At 58.4% G+C, this 21,021-nt stretch carries 27 protein-coding genes and 2 tRNA genes; 11 read left to right on the top strand and 18 right to left on the bottom strand.

The window, feature by feature from the left end; all coding sequences use genetic code 11:
* Position 1: 1 nt before the first annotated feature.
* The 3 genes from modC (at position 2) to csrA (ending at position 2,624) form a co-directional block, all read left to right on the top strand.
* A complete protein-coding gene (gene modC, locus J3A71_RS11870) occupies positions 2-1,093 on the top strand; it encodes a molybdenum ABC transporter ATP-binding protein (protein WP_016487936.1) in 1,092 nt (363 codons plus the stop codon).
* A 57-nt stretch (positions 1,094-1,150) separates the two neighbouring features.
* Entirely contained in the window at positions 1,151-2,173 is a 1,023-nt protein-coding gene (locus tag J3A71_RS11865; protein WP_060517201.1) for a DNA topoisomerase IB, read from the top strand.
* 253 nt (positions 2,174-2,426) lie between these two features.
* Positions 2,427-2,624 (top strand): carbon storage regulator CsrA, encoded by a 198-nt coding sequence (csrA, locus tag J3A71_RS11860; RefSeq protein ID WP_012051904.1) that lies wholly within the window; start codon positions 2,427-2,429, stop codon positions 2,622-2,624.
* A gap of 36 nt (positions 2,625-2,660) precedes the next feature.
* Here the strand turns inward: csrA and J3A71_RS11855 are convergent, their stop codons facing one another.
* The 4 genes from J3A71_RS11855 to J3A71_RS11840 all read right to left on the bottom strand — a co-directional run bounded on the left by J3A71_RS11855 (position 2,661) and on the right by J3A71_RS11840 (position 5,984).
* Positions 2,661-3,014 carry a response regulator gene (locus J3A71_RS11855; protein WP_016487938.1) on the bottom strand — a complete coding sequence of 118 codons (354 nt, stop codon included), beginning with the start codon at positions 3,012-3,014 and terminating at the stop codon, positions 2,661-2,663.
* 12 nt (positions 3,015-3,026) lie between these two features.
* Positions 3,027-4,472 carry an ATPase domain-containing protein gene (locus tag J3A71_RS11850; protein WP_016487939.1) on the bottom strand — a complete coding sequence of 482 codons (1,446 nt, stop codon included), beginning with the start codon at positions 4,470-4,472 and terminating at the stop codon, positions 3,027-3,029.
* Between the two features lie 5 nt (positions 4,473-4,477).
* Complete coding sequence (locus tag J3A71_RS11845; RefSeq protein WP_016487940.1) at positions 4,478-5,638, bottom strand: PAS domain-containing sensor histidine kinase; 1,161 nt, start codon at positions 5,636-5,638, stop codon at positions 4,478-4,480.
* Positions 5,639-5,708: 70 nt separating this feature from the next.
* Positions 5,709-5,984: a hypothetical protein gene (locus J3A71_RS11840; protein WP_016487941.1), complete on the bottom strand. Its 276-nt coding sequence runs from the start codon at positions 5,982-5,984 to the stop codon at positions 5,709-5,711.
* 198 nt (positions 5,985-6,182) lie between these two features.
* Between J3A71_RS11840 and J3A71_RS11835 the strand changes: the two genes are divergently transcribed.
* Positions 6,183-6,267, top strand: a tRNA-Leu gene (locus J3A71_RS11835).
* Between the two features lie 104 nt (positions 6,268-6,371).
* Complete coding sequence (locus J3A71_RS11830; RefSeq protein ID WP_016487942.1) at positions 6,372-6,785, top strand: DoxX family protein; 414 nt, start codon at positions 6,372-6,374, stop codon at positions 6,783-6,785.
* A 1-nt stretch (position 6,786) separates the two neighbouring features.
* On the opposite strand, the gene J3A71_RS11825 is transcribed toward J3A71_RS11830, so the two are convergent.
* On the bottom strand, positions 6,787-6,984 hold the full coding sequence (locus J3A71_RS11825; protein ID WP_016487943.1) for a hypothetical protein: 198 nt from the start codon (positions 6,982-6,984) through the stop codon (positions 6,787-6,789).
* 422 nt (positions 6,985-7,406) lie between these two features.
* On the opposite strand from J3A71_RS11825, the gene adhP reads away from it, so the two are divergent.
* The 3 genes from adhP (at position 7,407) to J3A71_RS11810 (ending at position 9,487) form a co-directional block, all read left to right on the top strand.
* Positions 7,407-8,417: an alcohol dehydrogenase AdhP gene (gene adhP / locus J3A71_RS11820; protein WP_060517197.1), complete on the top strand. Its 1,011-nt coding sequence runs from the start codon at positions 7,407-7,409 to the stop codon at positions 8,415-8,417.
* A gap of 77 nt (positions 8,418-8,494) precedes the next feature.
* A complete protein-coding gene (locus tag J3A71_RS11815; protein ID WP_016487945.1) occupies positions 8,495-8,701 on the top strand; it encodes a DUF6434 domain-containing protein in 207 nt (68 codons plus the stop codon).
* Positions 8,702-9,232: 531 nt separating this feature from the next.
* Positions 9,233-9,487, top strand: coding sequence for a hypothetical protein (locus tag J3A71_RS11810; RefSeq protein ID WP_134792777.1), 255 nt, complete (start codon positions 9,233-9,235; stop codon positions 9,485-9,487).
* A 106-nt stretch (positions 9,488-9,593) separates the two neighbouring features.
* Here the strand turns inward: J3A71_RS11810 and J3A71_RS11805 are convergent, their stop codons facing one another.
* Together J3A71_RS11805 and umuD are read right to left on the bottom strand one after the other, a co-directional pair.
* The gene (locus J3A71_RS11805; protein ID WP_096426434.1) at positions 9,594-10,868 is read right to left on the bottom strand and encodes a Y-family DNA polymerase; all 1,275 of its coding nucleotides are present in this window, start codon (positions 10,866-10,868) and stop codon (positions 9,594-9,596) included.
* Positions 10,858-11,286, bottom strand: coding sequence for a translesion error-prone DNA polymerase V autoproteolytic subunit (gene umuD / locus J3A71_RS11800; RefSeq protein WP_016487949.1), 429 nt, complete (start codon positions 11,284-11,286; stop codon positions 10,858-10,860). The genes J3A71_RS11805 and umuD overlap by 11 nt, the downstream gene beginning before the upstream one ends.
* A gap of 102 nt (positions 11,287-11,388) precedes the next feature.
* Between umuD and J3A71_RS11795 the strand changes: the two genes are divergently transcribed.
* The 3 genes from J3A71_RS11795 (at position 11,389) to J3A71_RS11785 (ending at position 12,960) form a co-directional block, all read left to right on the top strand.
* A complete protein-coding gene (locus J3A71_RS11795) occupies positions 11,389-12,108 on the top strand; it encodes an SOS response-associated peptidase family protein (RefSeq protein WP_031311988.1) in 720 nt (239 codons plus the stop codon).
* A 28-nt stretch (positions 12,109-12,136) separates the two neighbouring features.
* Entirely contained in the window at positions 12,137-12,457 is a 321-nt protein-coding gene (locus J3A71_RS11790) for a hypothetical protein (RefSeq protein WP_016487951.1), read from the top strand.
* 164 nt (positions 12,458-12,621) lie between these two features.
* On the top strand, positions 12,622-12,960 hold the full coding sequence (locus tag J3A71_RS11785; RefSeq protein ID WP_095115575.1) for a YceK/YidQ family lipoprotein: 339 nt from the start codon (positions 12,622-12,624) through the stop codon (positions 12,958-12,960).
* A 162-nt stretch (positions 12,961-13,122) separates the two neighbouring features.
* On the opposite strand, the gene J3A71_RS11780 is transcribed toward J3A71_RS11785, so the two are convergent.
* The 11 genes from J3A71_RS11780 to J3A71_RS11730 all read right to left on the bottom strand — a co-directional run bounded on the left by J3A71_RS11780 (position 13,123) and on the right by J3A71_RS11730 (position 21,015).
* Positions 13,123-13,362, bottom strand: coding sequence for a hypothetical protein (locus J3A71_RS11780; RefSeq protein WP_016487953.1), 240 nt, complete (start codon positions 13,360-13,362; stop codon positions 13,123-13,125).
* An 86-nt stretch (positions 13,363-13,448) separates the two neighbouring features.
* A complete protein-coding gene (locus J3A71_RS11775) occupies positions 13,449-13,778 on the bottom strand; it encodes a hypothetical protein (RefSeq protein ID WP_096426435.1) in 330 nt (109 codons plus the stop codon).
* A gap of 92 nt (positions 13,779-13,870) precedes the next feature.
* Complete coding sequence (locus tag J3A71_RS11770) at positions 13,871-14,179, bottom strand: hypothetical protein (protein ID WP_096426436.1); 309 nt, start codon at positions 14,177-14,179, stop codon at positions 13,871-13,873.
* Between the two features lie 529 nt (positions 14,180-14,708).
* Positions 14,709-14,782: transfer RNA gene (locus tag J3A71_RS11765), tRNA-Cys, on the bottom strand.
* A gap of 154 nt (positions 14,783-14,936) precedes the next feature.
* Entirely contained in the window at positions 14,937-15,956 is a 1,020-nt protein-coding gene (sohB, locus tag J3A71_RS11760) for a protease SohB (protein ID WP_096426437.1), read from the bottom strand.
* A gap of 644 nt (positions 15,957-16,600) precedes the next feature.
* Positions 16,601-17,074: a Rha family transcriptional regulator gene (locus tag J3A71_RS11755; protein ID WP_054903677.1), complete on the bottom strand. Its 474-nt coding sequence runs from the start codon at positions 17,072-17,074 to the stop codon at positions 16,601-16,603.
* Positions 17,075-17,333: 259 nt separating this feature from the next.
* A complete protein-coding gene (locus tag J3A71_RS11750; RefSeq protein WP_209952872.1) occupies positions 17,334-18,335 on the bottom strand; it encodes a hypothetical protein in 1,002 nt (333 codons plus the stop codon).
* 50 nt (positions 18,336-18,385) lie between these two features.
* On the bottom strand, positions 18,386-18,787 hold the full coding sequence (locus J3A71_RS11745) for a hypothetical protein (RefSeq protein WP_054904073.1): 402 nt from the start codon (positions 18,785-18,787) through the stop codon (positions 18,386-18,388).
* 787 nt (positions 18,788-19,574) lie between these two features.
* On the bottom strand, positions 19,575-20,102 hold the full coding sequence (locus J3A71_RS11740; protein ID WP_209952870.1) for a hypothetical protein: 528 nt from the start codon (positions 20,100-20,102) through the stop codon (positions 19,575-19,577).
* A gap of 57 nt (positions 20,103-20,159) precedes the next feature.
* The gene (locus J3A71_RS11735) at positions 20,160-20,684 is read right to left on the bottom strand and encodes a BRO family protein (protein ID WP_209952868.1); all 525 of its coding nucleotides are present in this window, start codon (positions 20,682-20,684) and stop codon (positions 20,160-20,162) included.
* On the bottom strand, positions 20,605-21,015 hold the full coding sequence (locus J3A71_RS11730) for a hypothetical protein (protein ID WP_209952866.1): 411 nt from the start codon (positions 21,013-21,015) through the stop codon (positions 20,605-20,607). Before J3A71_RS11730 ends, J3A71_RS11735 begins: the two co-directional genes overlap by 80 nt.
* Between the last annotated feature and the right edge of the window lie 6 nt (positions 21,016-21,021).

Here is a 21,021-nt window from a genome sequence, read left to right as displayed (position 1 = left end):
CATGACCGCATCGATAGTGGCGCGCCTGAACCTGGCGCGCGACGACTTCACCCTGGACGTTGACCTGCACCTGCCCGGGCGCGGCATCAGCGCGCTGTTCGGCCACTCGGGCTCCGGCAAGACCAGCTGCCTTCGCTGCCTGGCCGGCCTGGAACGGGCCGCCAGTGCCTACATCGAGGTTAATGGCGAAGTCTGGGAAGACAGCGCCCGCGGCTACTTCCAGGCGCCGCACCTGCGCCCGGTGGGCTACGTGTTCCAGGAGGCCAGCCTGTTCCCGCACCTGTCGGTACGCGGTAACCTGGAATTCGGCTGGCGCCGGGTAGCGGCTGCTGAACGCAAGGTCAGCCTCGACCAGGCTTGCCAGCTATTGGGTATCGGCCACTTGCTGGAGCGCCGCCCGGCAACCTTGTCTGGCGGCGAGGCGCAGCGGGTGGGCATTGCCCGCGCCTTGCTCAGCAGCCCACGGCTGTTGTTGATGGATGAACCGCTGGCGGCGCTGGACGGGCCTCGCAAGCGCGAGATCCTGCCCTACCTGGAGCGCCTGCACGACGAACTGGACATCCCGTTGGTGTACGTCAGCCATGCCCAGGATGAAGTGGCGCGACTGGCCGACCATCTGGTCTTGCTTGAACAAGGCAGGGCGGTCGCCAGCGGCCCGATCGGCGAAACCCTGGCCCGTCTGGACCTGTCGCTGGCCCAGGGCGACGATGCTGGCGTGGTGTTCGAGGGCATGGTGGTGGGGCACGATCCGCACTACGACCTGCTCGACTTGCGCCTGCCCGGCAGTAGCGGGCCGCTGCTGCGCATCGCCCACCCGGCGCATACGATGGGCAGTACGCTGCGGGTCAAGGTGCAGGCCCGGGACGTAAGCCTGGCACTGGCGGCAGACAGTACGTCAAGCATCCTCAACCGCCTGCCAGTGCGTGTGCGTGATAGCCGCCCGGCGGACAACCCGGCGCATGTGCTGGTCAGCCTGGATGCCGGTGGCAATGCCCTGCTTGCGCGCATCACCCGCTTCTCGGCAGACCAGCTCGGCTTGCACCCGGGCCAGGTACTGTTCGCCCAGATCAAGTCGGTGGCCCTTTTAGGCTGAGCATCCTGCGCTCAGGTGTTGTCCATTGATCAGTGACCCGATCAAGGCCCGCACCCTATGCTCGACTGCCCCCTGCCGCGCACGCTGCATTACGTTGACGACAGCCAGCCGGGCCTGACCCGGCGACGCTGGCGCGACCGTTTCATTTACCTGGATCCCGATGGCCAACGGGTACGCGACAGCGAAACCCTTGCGCGCATCGCCGCCCTGGTAATCCCCCCGGCCTATACCGATGTGTGGATCTGCACCGACCCGCAGGGCCACCTGCAGGCAACCGGCCGTGATGCCCGTGGCCGCAAGCAGTACCGTTATCACGCGCAGTGGCGCGAACTGCGCGACCAGCACAAGTACGGGCGCATGCTGGCCTTCGCCAAAGCGCTGCCCAAGCTGCGCGCGCAACTGGAGGCCCACTTGGCTCGCCCAGGGCTGGACCGGGAAAAAGTCATGGCGCTGGTGGTGAGCCTGCTGGACCACACCCTGATCCGCATCGGCAACCAGCGCTACCTGCGCGATAACCAGTCGTACGGCCTGACCACCCTGCGCAACCGCCACGTACAAGTCAAAGGCAGCACCATCCGCTTCCAGTTTCGCGGCAAGCGCGGCGTCGAACACAATGTCACCCTCAACGACCGGCGCCTGGCCAGCCTGCTCAAACGCTGCATGGAGTTACCTGGGCAAGCGCTGTTCCAGTACCTGGATGAAGACGGCCAGCGCCACAGCGTAGGCTCGGGTGAGGTGAACCAGTTTCTGCAGCAACTGACCGGCGCGGACTTTACCGCCAAGGATTACCGCACCTGGGCCGGCAGCAGCCTGGCGCTGGACTTACTTAAACCGCTGGCCTGGGAGCCGGAAAGCGAAGCCAAACGCCAGGTCGCGGCGATAGTCCGCCAGGTCGCAACGCGCTTGGGTAATACGCCGGCAGTCTGCAGGCGCTGCTATATCCACCCGGCAGTACTGGAGCACTATGCACTGGGGCGTTTGGCCAGTTTGCCAAAAAACCGTGTACGCAAAGGCCTGGACCCAGAAGAAGTGGCCTTATTGCTGTTTCTTCAGGCGCTTGAGGAACAGGATGACCATTAAGCCTGTCTATCTAGCCCATGATACGAAGAAATTTCCCATTAGCGTCCAAGCCCCCTATCCTTGCCATCGAGCACCTTGGCCGACAAACCGTTGACGGTTTGCACCGGCCCCTGCAAGTGAAGACACGCAACAGAATTTGTCTGTCTGGGAATTCTTATCCGCCGAAAGCGTCTTTAATGAGAAGGAAGAGGGACAAGCTCCCACCGCTGCGGCAAATAGGCCGGCGGACTCTTACATTACCAAGGAGAACTACATGCTGATACTCACCCGTAAGGTTGGCGAAAGCATCGTCATCAACGATGACATCAAAGTCACCATTCTGGGCGTCAAAGGGATGCAGGTGAGGATCGGTATCGATGCACCGAAAGATGTTCAGGTCCATCGCGAAGAGATCTTCAAGCGTATTCAGGCTGGCAGCCCGGCCCCGGAGAAACACGAAGACTCACACTGAGCCCCCAGGGAACATGGCTGCGCTTGATCGCCAGGCTCAGGTGCCCAACAACTGGCGCACCTTGGCGATCATCTCGTCCATGTCGAAAGGCTTGTCGAATATGGCGGCGAACAGGGCCGGACATCCTTGGCTGGCCTGTGCGCCGCTCATCAGAATGACCGGCAATTCGCACAGCAATGGGTCTTGGCGCATGGCACGAACCAGCTCCTCACCATTGAGCAGCGGCATCATGTAGTCGGTGATCACCAGCTCAACACGCTTTTCCTTCAAGGCCTCCAGTGCCTTGCAGCCGTTGCTCGCCTTTTCTACCAGATAGCCTTCGTCCTCCAGGGCAAAACCAAGGATATCGGCAATCAGGTATTCGTCATCGACGATCAGGATGGTGTTCATCGGTTTGCTCCGTCACCCGCTCCCCTGCGGCACGGGCGTTCCCGAGAGCACACCACTGGCGCCTTCGAACGCCTTGCGCAAGCTAATGCCCTGCGGCCCGATCAACAGTTCGTGCAAGGCCGGGTCATGGTGACTGTCACGCACCTTGAGGATCGACAGCATGCGCCGTAGTTGAGAATCCAGCTCGACGAAGCGCATCAGCATCAGGTTGTCGACAATGCTCGACAGGTCCGGGGCCGGCGCGCTGATTTCCGCGCCGAAGATGTCGCGCATTTCCCAAGTCAACATCACGCTCACATCACGCGCACGCAGCTCGCCGGCGATGGCGCGGAAAAACCCATTGAGCCGCGCCGGATCGACGGCCAGGCGACTGAATGCCCCAAGGCTGTCAATCAGCACGCGCTTGCTGCCCTGCGCCTCGACACGTTCGAGCAGGCGCGCGCCGATCTGGTCTAGCAGGCCCTCGGTAGTCGGCTGCCAACACAACTGCAGGCTACCGTCCTGCTCCATCGCTGCAAAGTCATAACCCAGCGACGCAGCCTTGTTGCGCAGGCGTTCGGGCGTTTCATAAAAGCCGAAATGCAGCCCCGGCGCCTGCACGGTGCTGGCGCCAAGAAAGGCTAGCCCCAATGATGTCTTGCCAATACCAGAGGGCCCGATCAACAGGCTGACCGAACCCATCGCCAGGCCGCCTTCGAGCATCTCATCCAGGGATGACACACCACTGCTGATGCGCGCCGGGGTGGCGCTGCCCATCTGGCTCGGGTGGCTGAACAACGCTTCCAGGCGCGGATAGACCTGCATGCCGCTTTCATTGATAAGGCATTCATGGCGCCCCGACAACGCCGCACTGCCGCGGGTCTTGCGCAACTGGATATGGCGCACGGCGCGGCTGCCCACCAGTTGCTCACCCAACTCGATTACCCCGTCGACCATGGTGTGCTCCGGGCTGCCCTCGTCCAGCCGCGCACTGGTGAGCAGCAGGACGGTGCAGCCGGCAAAGGCCGCATGGCCCTGCAGCTCGGAGACGAATTTCTTGGTGTCCAGCGTGGTTTCGGCACGCACCCGGGCATTAAGCACACCGTCGACAATCAGCAGGCTGGCCTGCTGCCGGGCGATTTCCTGGCGCAGCAGCCGCACCACAGCATCCAGACCTTCCTGCTCAAGGGTATCGAAGGCACTGACAAACTGTATCTGATCGCCAACCAGCGTCGGGTCAAAAAAGTCCAGGGTGGACAGGTACTGGAACAGCCGCTCATGCGACTCGCTCAACAAGGTAGCGACCAGCACGCGGCCGCCCGAGCGCACGTGCCCGTAGGCCAGCTGATTGGCCAGGATAGTCTTGCCGGCACCCGGCGGGCCTTGAATGATGTAGGAGGCTCCGGCTACCAGCCCCCCCTTGAGCAGCGCATCGAGCCCTTCGATACCTGTCACCAACCGCCTGAGTGCCTGCGCCATGATGCTTACCTGTCGAGTGGGCTGTTGGTCTTGTCCTGATACGTTGGCAAGTAAAGCTGCATGAAAGTTCCATGGCCGGGCTCACTGTCGACGTGGATAGCGCCACCGCTCTGCCTGGCAAAGCCATATACCTGGCTAAGGCCCAGGCCAGTACCCTTGCCGAACGCCTTGGTCGTGAAGAATGGCTCGAAGATGCGCGGCAGAATTTCTGGTGCAATCCCTCCACCACTGTCTTCCACCACGAAGCGCACAAAGCTGCCGTGCAGCCCTCCCACCTCGCCAGCCAGCTCAACCACATCGACTGTCAGACCTATCCGGCCCTCCTCTGCGATAGCATCGCGGGCGTTGAACAGCAGGTTCAGCAGCACCATCTGCAACTGCCCGGCATCCACTTCAATCAACGGCAAGTCCGCTTCCAACTGCACCTGTAGCTCTATCGAGCTGGGCAGTGCGTGCTCCAACAGGCCGCGGGTAGTAGCGACCAGGTCTGCCGGTGCGACACGCGCTACATCGAGCTGACGGTGGCGAGCAAAGCTGAGCAGCTGCTGGGTCAGTTCAGTGCCCCGCTGCCCGGCGACGAGAATGTGCTGCAACATGCGCTCGATGCGCGCCGGGTCTTTGCTGGCGAGCGCCAGTCGCGCGGAACTGATGATGATGGTGAGCATGTTGTTGAAATCATGCGCCAGCCCCCCGGTCAGCTGGCCGAGGGCTTCCAGCTTCTGCGCCTGGAACAGCTGGGCGCGCACTGCATCCAGTTGCATCGCCGACTCGCGGCGGTCGGTGATGTCCCGCGTGACCTTGGCCAGGCCGATGATCTGCCCTTGGTCATCGCGGATCACATCCAGCGCCGCCAGGGCCCAGAACTGTGTGCCATCCTTGCGCACGCGCCAGCCCTCATCCTGCGCCACTCCTTCCTCCAGCGCCTGGCGCAGCAAGCGCTCAGGGCGGCCGTCGGCGCAGTCCTGGGGGGTGAAAAACAGCGAGAAATGCTGGCCGATCACTTCATCGGCGCGGTAGCCTTTGATCCGTTGCGCCCCGGCATTCCACGACACCACATGGCCAGACGTATTCAGCATGTAGATGGCGTAATCCACCACAGACTGAACCAGCTGCTCATAGCGGTGTTCAGGCATGACGGGGTTGTCGAGGCAGTCAGCTGAAACCATGAAGACTCCACTGGCACAGCGCAAGGGACATAAACGTTAGCCGAGGGTGCCCGCCAGCGGCTAGCGATGGTCAGCGTTCAGGCTCGACCAGCACGGGGCTGATGCGCCGTGGCATCGCCACCCTCAACAGCCACAGGCCAACCAGCATGATAACCCCTCCGCCCACCAAAGCCATCCACCGCTGCGGCTGTGGGTGCTCAGCATCGAAACCGAGCATCAACAGGTAGCCACCCAGGCTTATCAGGCTGAGGAACAGAAACGCGCCCAACACCATCACCTGGGCAAATAGCAGCCGCCAGAACAGCCGTGGGCGCGCCACTTGCGTGCAAGGGTCAGACCGAGTCATCGCGGCATACTCTTGGATCCAATAAAGGCGGCAACAGTGGCGTAATGACACCAAGGTGTCAATTGCCCGGTGGTCCAACCCTTCTGTTGATCATAGGTGCTGCAGTTGACTCAAATATAACAATGGGTTATAAAGCGCGCTTGATTGCAAAGCCCTTCTGCCTAGAAGTGGGCTGGTCGTCACGACCCTTTCAAGCGTGCGAGTGTGGTGGAATTGGTATACACAGCAGACTTAAAATCTGTCGGCGTGAGCCTTGCGGGTTCGAGTCCCGCCACTCGCACCAAACTTCCTCGAAAAGGCGCCCTTGGGGCGCCTTTTTGCTGCCTGCCAGCAATCCTTGGCACAGCTGCTAAAGTGGAGCGTGTCCTCTTCCACTGGAACGCCGCCATGCGCTACTCGCTGCTCGATGGCCAACGCGACATCATTATCCTGATTGCCCGCGTACTGCTGATGATTTTGTTTGTCTTGTCTGGCTGGGCCAAGCTGACCGGCTTTGATGGCACGGTTGGCTACATGACGTCGCTCGGCGCCCCTGCCCCCATGCTGGCGGCAGCGATTGCCGTGCTCATGGAGTTCGTCGTCGGCATCCTGCTCATCCTGGGCTTTTACACCCGCCCGCTGGCATTTCTATTCGCACTGTTCGTGCTGGGTACGGCACTGCTGGGCCACCCGTTCTGGAACATGGTCGACCCCGAACGCAGCGCCAACATGACCCAGTTCCTGAAAAACCTTGCCATCATGGGTGGCTTGCTGTTGCTGGCAGTGAGCGGCCCTGGGCGTTTCTCGGTGGACGGGCGCTGAGTCAGTCGTCTTCGCAGTCATCGAACCAGGCTGGGTGATCACGCTCTTCATCATCAAGGTCATCCAGCGTTTCCTCATCTTCTTCCACTTCATCCTCGGCGCCTTGGGCATCCGCCTCGGGCTCCATGTCTTCGTAGAGAAATTCATGGTCAAGCAAGTGATCATGCTCGGGTTCGTGCAGGTCGTCTTGGTCGTGCATGCTGGCTCCTGGGGTGATGGCAGGCCTGTATAGGCTGATCAGGTGCCAAGGTCAATGTGTTCCGCTTAATCCTGGGTTAACCGGCCGGGTGCAGCCTGCAGGCTCTCCCTTCAAACGTCTTTTGCCCGCCTTTCATGGCGGGCTTTTTTATGGCCCAGGGAACATGACAGCCTCATGACCTGAGCTTCACGAAATACTCACAACCAGACCGGCACACTGACCCTGCTCCGTACGTTCTTGAAGCCCGCCGCATCATTGCCGCGGGCTTTTCTTTTTGCGACGTGTTCATGAAGCATACGCAGGGCCGCTGCTACACCTGCTAATCCAGCCGCGCATGACCTGTAGCAGTTTTGCCCGGCCCGCCAAGGGCTATGCTAACCCGGCGATAACCCAAGCTCACTCAGATAGACACGGAGGCTCTTATGAAAGCTGCTGTCGTTGCACCAGGCCGTCGCGTGGACATAGTAGAGAAAGCCCTGCGCCCCCTCGAACACGGCGAAGCGCTGCTGAAGATGCAATGCTGCGGTGTGTGCCACACCGACCTGCACGTAAAGAATGGCGACTTCGGTGACAAGACCGGCGTCGTGCTGGGCCATGAAGGTATCGGCGTGGTCCAGGCAGTCGGGCCGGGGGTTACCTCGCTCAAACCGGGCGACCGTGCCAGTGTTGCCTGGTTCTATCAGGGTTGCGGGCATTGCGAGTACTGCAACAGCGGCAACGAAACCCTGTGCCGCGAGGTGAAGAACTCCGGGTACACCGTGGACGGCGGCATGGCAGAGGCCTGCATCGTCAACGCCGATTACTCGGTCAAAGTACCCGACGGCCTCGATTCCGCTGCCGCCAGCAGCATTACCTGCGCTGGCGTCACGACCTACAAGGCGGTGAAAATCTCCAACATCCGCCCCGGCCAGTGGATCGCCATCTACGGCCTCGGCGGGCTGGGCAACCTGGCCCTGCAATACGCCAAGAACGTCTTCAACGCGAAAGTGATCGCCATCGACGTCAATGAACAGCAACTGCGCTTCGCCAGCGAAATGGGCGCAGATTTGGTGGTCAACCCGCTCAACGAAGACGCCGCGAAGGTTATCCAGGCCAAGACCGGTGGCGCCCACGCTGCCGTAGTGACTGCCGTCGCCAAAGGCGCATTCAACTCGGCCGTCGATGCCTTGCGCGCTGGCGGGCGACTGGTTGCTGTCGGGCTTCCGTCGGAGTCCATGGACCTGAACATTCCCCGCCTGGTGCTGGATGGGATTGAAGTAGTGGGCTCATTGGTCGGTACACGCCAGGACCTGCAGGAAGCCTTCCAGTTTGCCGCAGAAGGCAAAGTCGTGCCCAAGGTGACGCTGCGACCGATCGAAGATATCAACCAGATCTTTGACGAGATGCTGGAGGGCAAGATCAAAGGCCGCATGGTGATCCAGTTCGAAGACTGACTATTTTCATACGCCGACAAGGCCTGTAGATTTTTGGTCTACGGGCTTTGTGCCTTTTCGCAGTCAAGGAGCAGACCATGAGCGTCGACTGGCACGCCGGGCCGATTACCCGCACCACCGCGCTAGACAAGCATTACCGCAACACGCACAAAGTGCGTCAGTTTCTGCTCAGTGAGTGCGGCCCGTCATTCCGGTTCGACCGCTCCTTTATGGCATGGATCAAAACCGGGGCACCGTCGACGATGGGCGAAGTCGCGGACGAATGGCAGCGACTCCATCGATGACAACCGGCACCTGCCCCCTGCAACCCGGACTGCGCGCCAGCCGCGTCTTTCAGCATTTTGTCCAACGATTCAACCATGCTGGAATAATCCATTTCCTGACTCCGTCAATAATGGAATTGGCTTCGGTACAACCCTAGCTTCAGAACATTTCAATCTTTGATGAGGAAGCCGAAGAAGGATGCCTCTCATGCTGAAGACCAGCGTTTCAGAGCAGAGGTTCAAGATAAGTGCCTGGGAGAGGGCACGCAGGACGCCATCCTTGAGGGGTTATGCGCTTCGATTCCAGTGAAAAGCAACGGCCAGCACAGTGAATGCCAGCACGGCCTCAGCTACCAGAAACACGCCGTAAAAGTCTTCCGAAAACATGTCAGTCATTCCGCAGATAAGCGTTGAGAGAGGGGGGCGCCACGCATCTAACGTAACGGCCAACCTCAGAGCGATTACCCCTCTCAGAAGTTCACTGCTTTTCGCGGCTCGTCGCCCTTACCCCACCGATGTAACCCAATACACAGAAAGCGATAGCGCTTGCGCATGACATGGGCACTGGCTGCGCGTAAAGGCTCGAAACCGTCACTCAAAAAAATGAATTCGGTAGCTGCCTGTTCGGTCAAGAATAATGAACGCAGTAAATCTGACGAGGTGACAGCAATGACTATCCAAGCAGAGACACTCGCTCAACTGACCGAGGCGCTTAAGCAGCACGGCATGAACCTGGTATCAGAGGTTGCATTTACCAGAGCGCCTTACAGATACAACCACCGCTGGATCTGCATCGTAGAGCAATGACCTTTATGGCCGGCGGCTTGGAGCGAGACTCCTCCGCCGGTCCCCCTCTTCTGTACACCACACGCCTATGGAAGGGGAAGCAGACGGGGCCAAGCCGATGACAGGTTCAACATTTGACCGTCCACAGCTGATCAATCCGCGTGGTATAGGATTGGCTCATCATCTCTCTCCTCATGCCCCAGTCCGGTGTTGCCGGCACGCTGGCGGCTCGCATTGTCCCTCGCCCCCAGCGCTGGTTGATGTCATCCATCATCTGCATCAATCGGTGACATGCCACCGATTGCCTGGGCGCAAACAAGTCCCCTGAAAATTCATCTGGTTGCCGCAGGTCCATCAGCAGCACCTCTGCCTTGCTGTAGCGAAACCCTGGCCTGAAGACCTGCCCGACCGCGTCGGTAGCCAGTCGGGTCATCAGCAGCGTGTCGCAGGTTGGGTATGGCAGCTCCACCAGCGCGCCTTGTGCGTGGTGCGCCTCATCCGGGTTGAACATGCCGGTGCGAATGCTCACACGCATGCGCTTGCACACTGAGCCCTGAACCCGGAGCTTCTCCGCTGCTCGGCCAACGTAAGTGGCCACTGCCTGCTGGATGGGCGCAAGCTCTGTCAGCCGCTTGCCGAACATCCGGCTACAGCAGATTTCCTGTTTAGGGGGTTCGGCCTCGTCCAGCTCCAGGCACGGCGTGCCCGCCAGCTCGCGGGCAGTCTTCTCCACGATCACACTGAATGTCTGCCGAAGCGTGCGGGCGTCAGCCTTGGCCAGGTCCATCGCCGTATGAATGCCCATTGCCTCGAGGTGGGCGGTCATTCGCCGGCCAATGCCCCACACCTCCTTCACGTCGGTGTTGCGCAGCACCCAATCGCGCTTGAACGGATCGGTAATGTCGACCACCCCGCCCGTCTGCGCATGCAGGCGCTTCGCCGTATGATTGGCCAGCTTGGCGAGCGTCTTTGTGCCAGCGATGCCGACCCCCACGGGGATACTGGTGCACTGGAAGATCCTGGCCCGCAGTTTGCGTCCGAACTGGGTCAGGTTTTCCTGAATACCCGACAGATCGGCGAAGCATTCATCGATGCTGTAGACCTCAGTGTCAGGCACCATCGATTCGATCAGGGACATGACACGCTCGCTCATGTCGCCGTACAGCGCGTAATTACTGCTGAAGGCCATGATGCCGTGCCGACGCAGCTTGTCCCTCGCCTGGAAGTACGGTTCACCCATCTTCACGTATGGCTTGGCGTCGTATGACCTGGCGATCACGCAGCCATCGTTGTTGCTCAGCACCACGATAGGGGTCTTGGTCAGATCCGGCCGAAATACCCGCTCGCAGCTCGCGTAAAACGAGTTGCAATCGATCAGTGCAAATACCGGGTCACTGCGCATGATCGCGAACGCTGTATCGAACCACGCCCCAGATGACGAGCTCGTCGCCTTCCATGACATAGCGTGGCGGATAGGCGGGGTTTTCTGACTTCAGGATCACCACGCCGTCGCGACGGTAAAGGCGCTTGCAGACCGGTTCACTATTGACGGCGGCAATCACCACATCGCCGTGCCCGGCTTCACGGCCGCGGTCTACGATGACGATGTCACCTGAATAGATCCCCGCCCCTTGCATGCTGTCCCCCTCCACTTTCACCAGATACACATGGGGTGCACGGAGGTCGAATAACTCATCGAGGGAAATATGGCCTTCCAGATGGTCTGCAGCAGGCGACGGGAAGCCGGCCGGAACGTGGAATGAATAGAGCGGTAGTGGTTCGGTGCCGCCAGCTGGCGCACCCAATAACGTGATGGTCATGATGAAAGGCCCAGTACAGACTGTATGTATATACAGTAAATCTGGCATCAGGTGCATGGTCAATCCTGGCCAGCGAAATTTCTGACGGGCGAGAGGTGGAAAATGTGCGGACGGTATTCGATGTACGAGTCGATGGACCACTACCTGCGCCAGCTATCGCTGGATCTGGTGGTAATCAATGGCTACGACCACGCGTCCATCAGTCGCTACAACGTGGCGCCGTCGACCCGGGTGGAGGTGATACGTCAGATAGAAGGCGCGCTCAGCGTGGATCGGGTCAAGTGGGGATGGTCGCCATTCTGGGCAAAGGGAAAAAGGCCCGACCCGATCAATGCTCGGGCGGAAACGGTGGTAACGGGGAAATTTTTCAAAGGCCTGTGGCCAGGTGGCAGAGCGCTGGCGCCGGCAAACGGATGGTTCGAGTGGGTAGCCGACCCCGCGGACCCGAAGCGCAAGCAGCCTTACTACATCACAAGCGCTGATGGAGGGCCGCTCTACTTCGCAGCGCTCGCTGAAGTGCACCAGGGCATGGAGCCCAATGAGAGCGATGGCTTTGTCATCATAACCGCAGCGGCGGACCAGGGGCTCATCGACATACATGACAGAAAGCCTTTGGTACTCAAACCGGAGACCGCCAAAGAATGGCTGGACCCGGCAACATCTCCGGCGCGCGCGGCAGCGATTGTTACAGCGGGTTGCAGGCCGGCTGAGGATTTTCGTTGGTATCCGGTAGGCAAGGCGGTGGGCAATGTCAGGAATGAGGGGGAATCGTTGATTGCGGCAATAGACAGCGAAAACCATCAGGGTCAGCTAGAGTTTTGACAAGGTGAAACACCGCGAGAGAACGATCATGCTAAAACAAGAAGCAGACGACGTGATTGAGCGTATCCGTGACGATCTGAAAAGGCACGGAGTGCTGATCGGCTACGATCCAGAATTTACCAGTGCTGAGTTCGGATGCGACCTGGATTACCATGTTGCTCAGGTTAGAGAAGACCCGAACAATCATGTATTGCGTATCGCGATACATGACGAAGGCTTGTGGGCCCAGCTCCGGCAGGGGGCGGTGTATCGCGGTATTGTCAGTGATTGCCAAGGGAAGCTCTTCGGCATACCTATTCTGATAGAGCCCAGAACCGATGCGTCCTACACCATTCAATACAAGCTCTAGGCGTCACCAAGGTTGTCTGGCGCAAGCCTGTGCCCCCTGCAGAGTGAGCTGTGCGATTCGGTGAAGCAGGGGGCAATCGCTACCGCGAGTCTTGGCCAAACCCGCACGACGCGGGGGCATTCATTAATGCGCCATTATCCGGCCATCACCAAGGAGATGGTCTGATGAAACAGCTGTGGACGGGATTGGCGCTGCTCATGATGCTTGGCGGTTGTGGGACGGTACGCACCGTTTCCAGTGAATCAAAGGCCATGGGCGACCTGGCTGAATGGAATTCTTATTGCCCCGCTATCCCCCGGATGTATAGCGGGGTCGCCTACCAGTTTTGCAACTTGACTGGACCTGAAAGAACGGGAGTACATTCAGACCCCTATCAAATTCTGGTAGATATGGCTGCGTCGGGCGTGGCTGATACGCTTGTTCTGCCCTACACCAGCTATCAGCAATACAAGCTCGGCAATATGGTGATACCAAGCTTCAGCCCACAGATGAGTCAGCCATAGGAACAGCCTGGGCCGTCGAACTGATAGTGATCTCGGGGCTGTAATCGCTCAGGGCCTGCGCGACGCAGGCGCGGCTAGCTGGGGGACAGCCGGGTTGTGCAGCATGTACCGCGCTGCGCCACCCGATCACCGACCTCGGCGAACGCGCCTGCCAGGCCAAACTCAACTTTTCTGACTTTCCACGTACTGTTCCGCCATAACCTTCCCTTCGAGAATGGCTTCTGTCGAAGAGGAGAATGGGCGGCTCACACGCAGGGTTCGCGCCGTTGCACCTGGCTTCCCTACTTCAACCAACATCCCGGTTGGAAATTCAACGCTCGACTCCCACAGCACGTAAATCGATGCCTGGTAACCGAGATAGGAATGCACGTAAAGGTCATGACTGGTGGACTGAAGGCTCATCACTTTCTCCAACTGGGCGCCTCGATGCGCGTCTGATAGAGATACGACTGATGCGATCTGAGGAGCGTTCCGTTTTCCCGGCATCGTTATCTGTGAAGACGCGAACCTCTGCGGGGAAGGGGTTCAGGCCCTGGTGCTTTTGGCGCCGGAAACGCCTGTGCGACCCAGCCGTGAGCACGCTCGATCGCCCAAGCAATCGCTACAGACGGTTTTTGGCCACAGCAGTTTGGGTGAAGCTCTTCAAGCAAGAGCACGCCTTTTTCTCCATAGATACCCAAGAAAAGTTGAGTAGCGTTTTCAGGCGAGAGCCGCGCCTGGATGTTGATTAAAGTGCCGCAGGTCAGGCGCTCATCGTAGTTCCGAAAATACATCTCAGGATTCGCCCACTGCCAGTAGACTTTGCCGCGATTGCGCATGGAAAGGACCTTGAGCTCAAATTCTTGACTGGCGGGACAGCATACACAGCTGTTCCACCGAATCCACTGCAGAAGCTCTGCGTTACATTTTTTTACAACTGCTTTTCGGTTGAACCGGTGATGGCGCCCATTGCCACCCCTTCAATCGCCACGCGGCGAGCCAGGCCCACGCCCCATGCCAGCGCCCTGGGCATCGACTCGCCAGGCCGAGAGTTGAATGCCTCTTCGTACAACGCCATCCCTGACCAAGCATAAACCCCCAAGAAAATCTGCGTCCCGCCAGGTCGGCAACGCCTCACCTGAACGTCAATGCGAGTGCCGTCACTCAGTGTTTCTTCATGACTTTGGTGGTGCAACGCCGGGTCAGCCCAAGCCCAGTACACGTGGCCCCTCATTCGCATATAGCTCTCCGTCATCGCCGGTGGGTGGTTGATGTAACCAGGACTGGCAGACCCCTTCATTTGTAATTAGGCCTATCCAACTAGCTTGACCACCGACCGCGAACAAAAGCTCATTTTTTCCGCTGCCCCCTCCAGCAGCAGCACCGCTCTGATGGTTCAGGATTTCATGCCAACGCGATCTGAAATCGATATTGCCAGGGTTCCGGTTGCGGATGCCGCAGGCGTGTTTACAGATTTATAAGGCGATCACTGGGGCTGGCCAAGTCATCGACGACGCTACGGGACGATCCAGAATTGCGGCATCTGGATTAAGCGCGGCCACTGGATGAACAGCGCCAAGGTCGCGCGGATCTCAGAGGTCGAGCCTTTCGACGCGCTCGCGGGATTGATGGAGATGTTCAGCGGGGGGGGGGGTCAGTCCCGGATCAATCACCGCGCAGCGCAGCGGGCACAGGATCCGGAAACGGTGCGGCTTTTTTAGGCGCAAATAAAAACCCCGCAGACGTTAATCTGCGGGGTTTTCGAATGGTGGAGGCCGAGGTCGGAATCGAACCGGCGTAGACGGATTTGCAATCCGGAGCATAACCACTTTGCTACTCGGCCTCAAAGGTCGGATCTAGCTGCTTGCGCTTTGCTATCTCCTTGAAACGCTGAACCTTTTTCAAAGTTTGCTGCGTTTCGATGGGCGCCATTATGTCTTCATTCTTTTAACCTTGCAACCCCCTGAACGAAAAAAAATTTCAACGGGTTCAAGGTGTTAGCGCAGGCGGCCGAGTTTACTCCACAAGCCCACCACTGTGTTCTCCACCGCACCACTCGCCGCCATGCCGATTCGCTCTTGCAGGCTCTTGCGTTCGGCATAGTGCAGGTGGAACAGGTTGGCGTTGCGCGCGCGGGCGCTAAGGTACTCGTCGCTGGTCTGCAGTTCGTCCACCAGATGGCGGTTGAGTGCTGCCACGCCGAGCCAGACTTCGCCTGTGGCCACTTCGTCAATGTGCAGTTGCGGGCGATAGCGGGCAACAAAGTCCTTGAACAACTGGTGGGTAACGTCCAGGTCTTCCTGGAACTTCTCCCGGCCCTTGTCAGTGTTCTCGCCAAACACGGTCAGGGTGCGCTTGTACTCGCCGGCGGTCAGCACTTCGAAGTCGATATCGTGTTTTTTCAGCAGGCGGTTGACGTTGGGCAGCTGCGCCACCACCCCGATCGAACCCAGTACGGCAAATGGCGCACTGATGATTTTCTCGCCGATACAGGCCATCATGTAACCACCGCTGGCGGCCACTTTGTCGATGCATACGGTCAGCGGTATGCCCGCTTGACGAATGCGCGCCAGTTGCGACGCCGCCAAACCGTAGCTGTGTACCAGGCCACCACCGCTTTCCAGGCGTAGCACCACTTCGTCACGCGGGGTGGCGAGGGTTAGCAGCGCGGTGATTTCGTTGCGCAGGCTTTCGGTGGCAGAGGCTTTGATATCGCCATCGAAGTCCAGCACGAAAACCCGGCCCTTTTCCTCGGCCTTGCCTTTCTTCTGCTGTTTTTCCGCCTTGGCCTGCTGCTTGCGCAAAGCCTTGAGCTGAGCCTTGTCGAGCAGGCCGGACTCCAGGCGCTCGCGCAGGTCCTTGTAGAATTCGTTCAGGCGGGTGACCTGCAGTTGCCCACCCGGTTTGCGCCGCCCCTTGCTGCGCAACCCGGCGATAGCCGACAGCACCACGAGGATGGCGATGACCAGGGTGGCGGTTTTGGCGAGAAAGCTTGCGTATTCGGCAAGAAACTCCACAGTAGTCCTCAATGCCCGGAATTAAAGGGCTACGCTACCATGGCTTGTGACACTTTGGTACGGTCTTGTGACATTCCGAAGCACTTGAGGCAGGCTCAGCGGCGCACCTTTCGGGCTTTCTTCTGGGTCCTTATCACCTGCCCGCGAGGGTCCTTAACGCGCCCACGGGCACCCATGCGAGGGCCTACGGGGGAACCTGCGCGGGAAGTCTTGTAATGGTGACCTTTCAGATTTTTCTGTCAGATTCTCAAGGGGGCCTATGCGACCACAACCAGAACCCCAGTTGAACGGCCAGACAGACCCAGTAGAGGGCCTGTAGGTGGTCCATGGGGTTCTCCTTGAAGGGTTAGAGTGACTTGTGAAAGCGAACGTCTGTGAGTTCGTGTTGCAGGGCTACCTCAAGGAGGCGCTCATAGGTATGCGGCCAACTCCCTTGAGATTGGTCATTAGAAGCGCCTGATTGAAGCAAGGCATAGCATAGCGCCGCATGTGGTGTCAGAGACTGGACAGGCACCTTAGTGACTACCCGTTTGCCCTTGTAGGTGTAGCACAGTGTGACACTCATCGCGGGACCTTTTTGTGGGCAACTTAGCTATTGAGCATAGCCCGTCACGCTTCGTTTGAGGAAGTATCAATCAACGACCTCAGCGGGCCTTGAGACGCCTTGCAGCGGCCTTGATGTCCCTCATTGCGATTCGATAGTTGTCCTTCTCTCGTTCGAGCAGGTGAACCACAGCAGCCTGTATCGACACACGTTCAAACCCTGAGCCTTCCAGTTCAAGCCAGCGCTTGACGATCATGTTGGACAGCTTGAAGGAATACCGGGAGAGCAGCGTAAAGGTCAGCTCTTTGTCGAGGATGGTCAGCGGTAATAACTTGCTTTGACTGGACTGGTAGCTGGCCTCGACCCATTGAGGTGCCCCCAGATTTGGGGTCTCCCTTTCCAGCTCGTTGAGCATCTTTCGGATGTCTCTGAGTACATGGTCATGGCGCTTACCGGTGATCTCAGCGATCTCCAAGGACGACATACCGGGTAAGCCGTTGAGAGTCGTTGAGGATACCGCTCCGGCCTTGGAGATGTTCTCGAAGATGGTCGCTGTATTGGTGGTCATGGTCATAGTCTGTTTTCCTCTTGTTTGCTCCCTCAAGTTCGCTCCCACCGGCAGCCGAAAGACCCGACCAAGGGTTCTGCCGGTGGCATGAAGGAACAAACAGAAAGACTTTCGGTTAGATAGATGCCCAGCGACGGGCGATGATGCGGATAGGTGAAGCTGTGCCCCTGCCGGTCCCTCTTTAGGTCCGGCCTTACGGGGCTATCAGGGTTTCCCTTAGATCAGCTCAGGGTTTCCCTTAGATCAGCTCAGGGTTTCCCTTAGATCAGCTCAGGGCAATGCGAGTGACCAGCGGGAACGGCACTTGGACGGTCTGAAGGCCATCGGTGGTGAGTTTCACCTTGACCATGCCATTGGCGATGATGTCCACCACAGCCATGATCTCAAGGTCCCAGCCTTGGGCGTTCGGGTTGCGGGTCGCTTCGATGCGCCACACGCTGCCGTCTTGGCGCTCACGGTAGCTCAGCGAGGTGAACAGCTTGGGCAACATGAAGATACCGTGGTCGGTCCCGGTGTACGGCTGTACGCCTGCGCCAATGAGTTCCTCGATAGAGTCCTGACCAGCACGTTGAGCAGCACGCTCAAGGACAGCCACCAGAGACACTGGGAGCAGGATCACGAAGTCACTCAGCGAGGTCCCTACAGTCTGGTTAACGTGGGTCGTGAGGATGTCGATGAGGTCCTCAGCGATCTCAGCAGGCTTACCCGTTGGTTTGGCCTCAGATACGCTCTCGGTGCTTGGGGCGGTTGCCAAGATGGCAGCGACCTTACCGGCTGCGCTGTGCTCGATGTCACGGAGCATCTTGTCAGCGGTTTGCTCCATAGACTGCACGGTGAAGCCTGCCATCAGATTGTGGTCGAGGATGGTGGCACGGTGGCTGATGACCAATGCCGTGTCGGTGGCCTCGGTGAAGATGATCGACCCGGCCAGGACTTCACCCTTGTCGATGGTCTCGTTATCCCAGTTCTTGCGGGGATCGAAGGTGACAGAGCGGTCGGCCATGGTGATGATTTGTTGCCCAGTGGCCTCAGACCCAGCCGGACGGAACTCGCAAGGGGTTGCCTCCATGGCAGCCTCTCGCCACTCATCGCCGTTCAAGTAGTCCTCAGCGGCTTCCACAAGGGCTTCCACATAGACGGACACATCGGTGGCCGCTTGGGTCTCAGGTCGAACATCGGCGGTGTTGAATCGAATCGACCCAGTGTGCTCATCGGTGATGGCGGTGGTGTAGGTCGAAGGTTTGGTGTACTGGAATGGCTTAGTCATGGTTGTTTCTCCTGAATAGATGAATGAAGTGGTTGTGTGTCGAGGTGCTGTTACCAGCCAGCGCTATTGGCACGGGAGGCAGCACGGATACGGGCACCATGCTCACGAATGGCAGCGGCTCGGGCTTCCTTATCGGCCTTCGCTTGGGCGATCTCACGAGGTGTGTACTCACGGCAGCGCTCTTGATGCCAACGGGCCTCAGCCTCTCTCTGAGCTTTCTCTTGGGCCTTCTGGTATTGGTCTTGGCGGTACTCTCGGGCAACTACAGGAATCGCTTGGAGCGACAGACCGGCCTCATCGAACGCCTTAACGATCTCGAATTGCTGGCCCTTAACGGTCCCGCATTGGGCGACCAGCATGGGCAACATGATGTTCTCGACGTACTCACGGTTAAGGGTCTGGCCCGACACGGTGACTTCGTTCTTCAGGACTTTGGTGATGGTGATTTTCATGGTTGGGTTCTCCTGTGAGGTGACCCATTCGCTCAGCCTTGGTGCCATAGACGCGCACGACAAGACGGCAAGGAGTGAGCCGCGTGGGCACCTTCCAAGGCTGACGAATGAGTTCTTGATTTGAGTGGTGTTGATGACGGATCAGGACATGGCGGGCCTGAAGGGCATCGGTATTGCGAAGGGTTCAACCGTGGCGACGGCTGTTGTGCAGGGTCGAGGAAATTATTTTGTTGTTGGTCTTCCTGTCTTACCCATAGTGAGGGTTTTTAACGACAGTCTTGACGGACATCTTTAAGTTGTGAGTGAGATTCCTCAGAGCCACTCAATGGAATCCTCAAGTGAGTCGAGGCGATGGCCTGAAGACACAACCCTTGTTCAAGTAGTTGGTTCAAACGGTCGAGAGTCTTTTGGGGACACTTAGCGAGGACCCGTTGGGCCAGACCATCCATGTCAAAGGTGACCTGTCCAGCCTTGTAGGTCCTGAAGTTGAAACGGTGGTCGCTGAGGACTCGACGTAACTCGATGAGCTGGATTCGAGCAGGTCGAGGGAAGACCATGGACAAGATAGACAAGTCCTGATCGGTGAGTCGTGAGTTAGCTGGACAGACAATGCTGGTCATGGTGTGAGGTCTCCTTTGCGATGTTCTAAGAGATGCCCTTTTCGATGAATGAAAGATGAGGGGTGTAATTACAATTACCCCTCTCCCTCTGGGTCTACTCGATGAGCTGGTCGATTCCGTTGGCCGCTTGGGTCTCGTTGAGTTTCTTTAAAGTATGCGGCATTTAATCAGGCAGCCTCAGCGCCCAGCGTTCTCAGGTCGTGGTGCAGCTTGGCGAGGACTTCAGGACTTGGCGGTTCGCCTGGGTCTTCCCACTCGTTGACACGGTTGGTCTTCAGGAAGCCATAGCGCATCTCATGGGTTAGCTCATCGGGGCGACTCTTGAGCAGGTACGGCATCGCTAATTCGATGGCCTTCACATACCGCTGCGCTTGTCGGAGACCCAGCCGATACTGAGCCATGACGCTGGCCGCTGAGACGACTTCGAGTTCTGCAAGGATGGCGACAAGGCGCTTCACGGACAGAGGTTTGGATGAGCCACCAGAGCCGATTGGGCGGTCATGCCAGTCAAGCCTTGCGATGCCCTCAAGGATGTCCATTGCGAAGTGGGGATATTGACCGTAGTCGGTGGTCGGCCCGATGAAGCCGTAGAACAAATTGGCGATGATCTTGGTGGGCCGACCCCGGCCACGCTTGGGAGTGGAGAGTGCAGCGGTAGTGATTGCCTCGTGTTGTGCTGGATCGTAGCTGGTCATGAATATGGTCCTCCTGTGGCCGCTGCGGGAGTGCAGCCATAGTGAGGGTTTTAAACGTCAATCGACCCGCCCCAGAGCCTTAACGATCTCCTTCAGCTCCACCAGTTCCCCACGGAGCAGCTTCAGCTCATCCATGATGCCCACGGCAATCGGGTTGGTGGACTCAGCAGCGTTGTATTGACCGGTCTTGCGGATGGTCGGGAGGACTTCCTCAGTGACCCACTTGCGGAACGGTTCGGTCTGAGGTGCCGTGCTCGCCAGTAGCATCTTATAAACCACTGACTCAGTGGCAAGCCAAGTGGTGGCCTGAATGACGCGCTTGTTCGGCACGTCTTTAACCACCTTAAAGACATCGTAGGCACGCATCACGCCCTCGGTGATCTTATTCGTGCTCAGGTAGAGCGACAGCGATGCACTTGGGGACTTCAGCCCAGCAGCTTTGCCTACCTGAGTCGCCACGAACAGCAGGTCATGCTCAGGGTGGCCCACGAGGACATCCAACTTACAGGCTTTTACCTTCGGCTTTCTTAAGATTGTGATCAGCCACAGCGCAAATAAATTCAGCAATACTGGAAGCCACATTTCCACTCCCATACATGAAATCATTATCAAATTGATATTCGCCGTCAACACTCAAGCTTACAAGCTTACCCATTTTCTTGCTGCAATCCGCAGCCGAAACATACCACTTATACAAGTTGATATTAGAAGACTTTGAGTCAACCACTCTCCCTGCGATGACCGCAATAGAAACTTTATTTCTATTCGTAGAAAACTCAAATGAGCCGGGCTTTGCTTCCCATTTAAAACCTTCCTTGGATTCATCAAGGCTTATCCAATCTCCCCCCGCAGAAGCCGAAAAACTGAGGAAAAGTGCGATAGCACTCACCAATCCAATTGAACCGTTACGCATCTGCAA

The organism is Pseudomonas sp. PvP089 (assembly GCF_017875165.1).
Taxonomy (GTDB): domain Bacteria; phylum Pseudomonadota; class Gammaproteobacteria; order Pseudomonadales; family Pseudomonadaceae; genus Aquipseudomonas; species Aquipseudomonas fortuita.
This window is presented reverse-complemented; position numbering and strand designations above follow the sequence as displayed.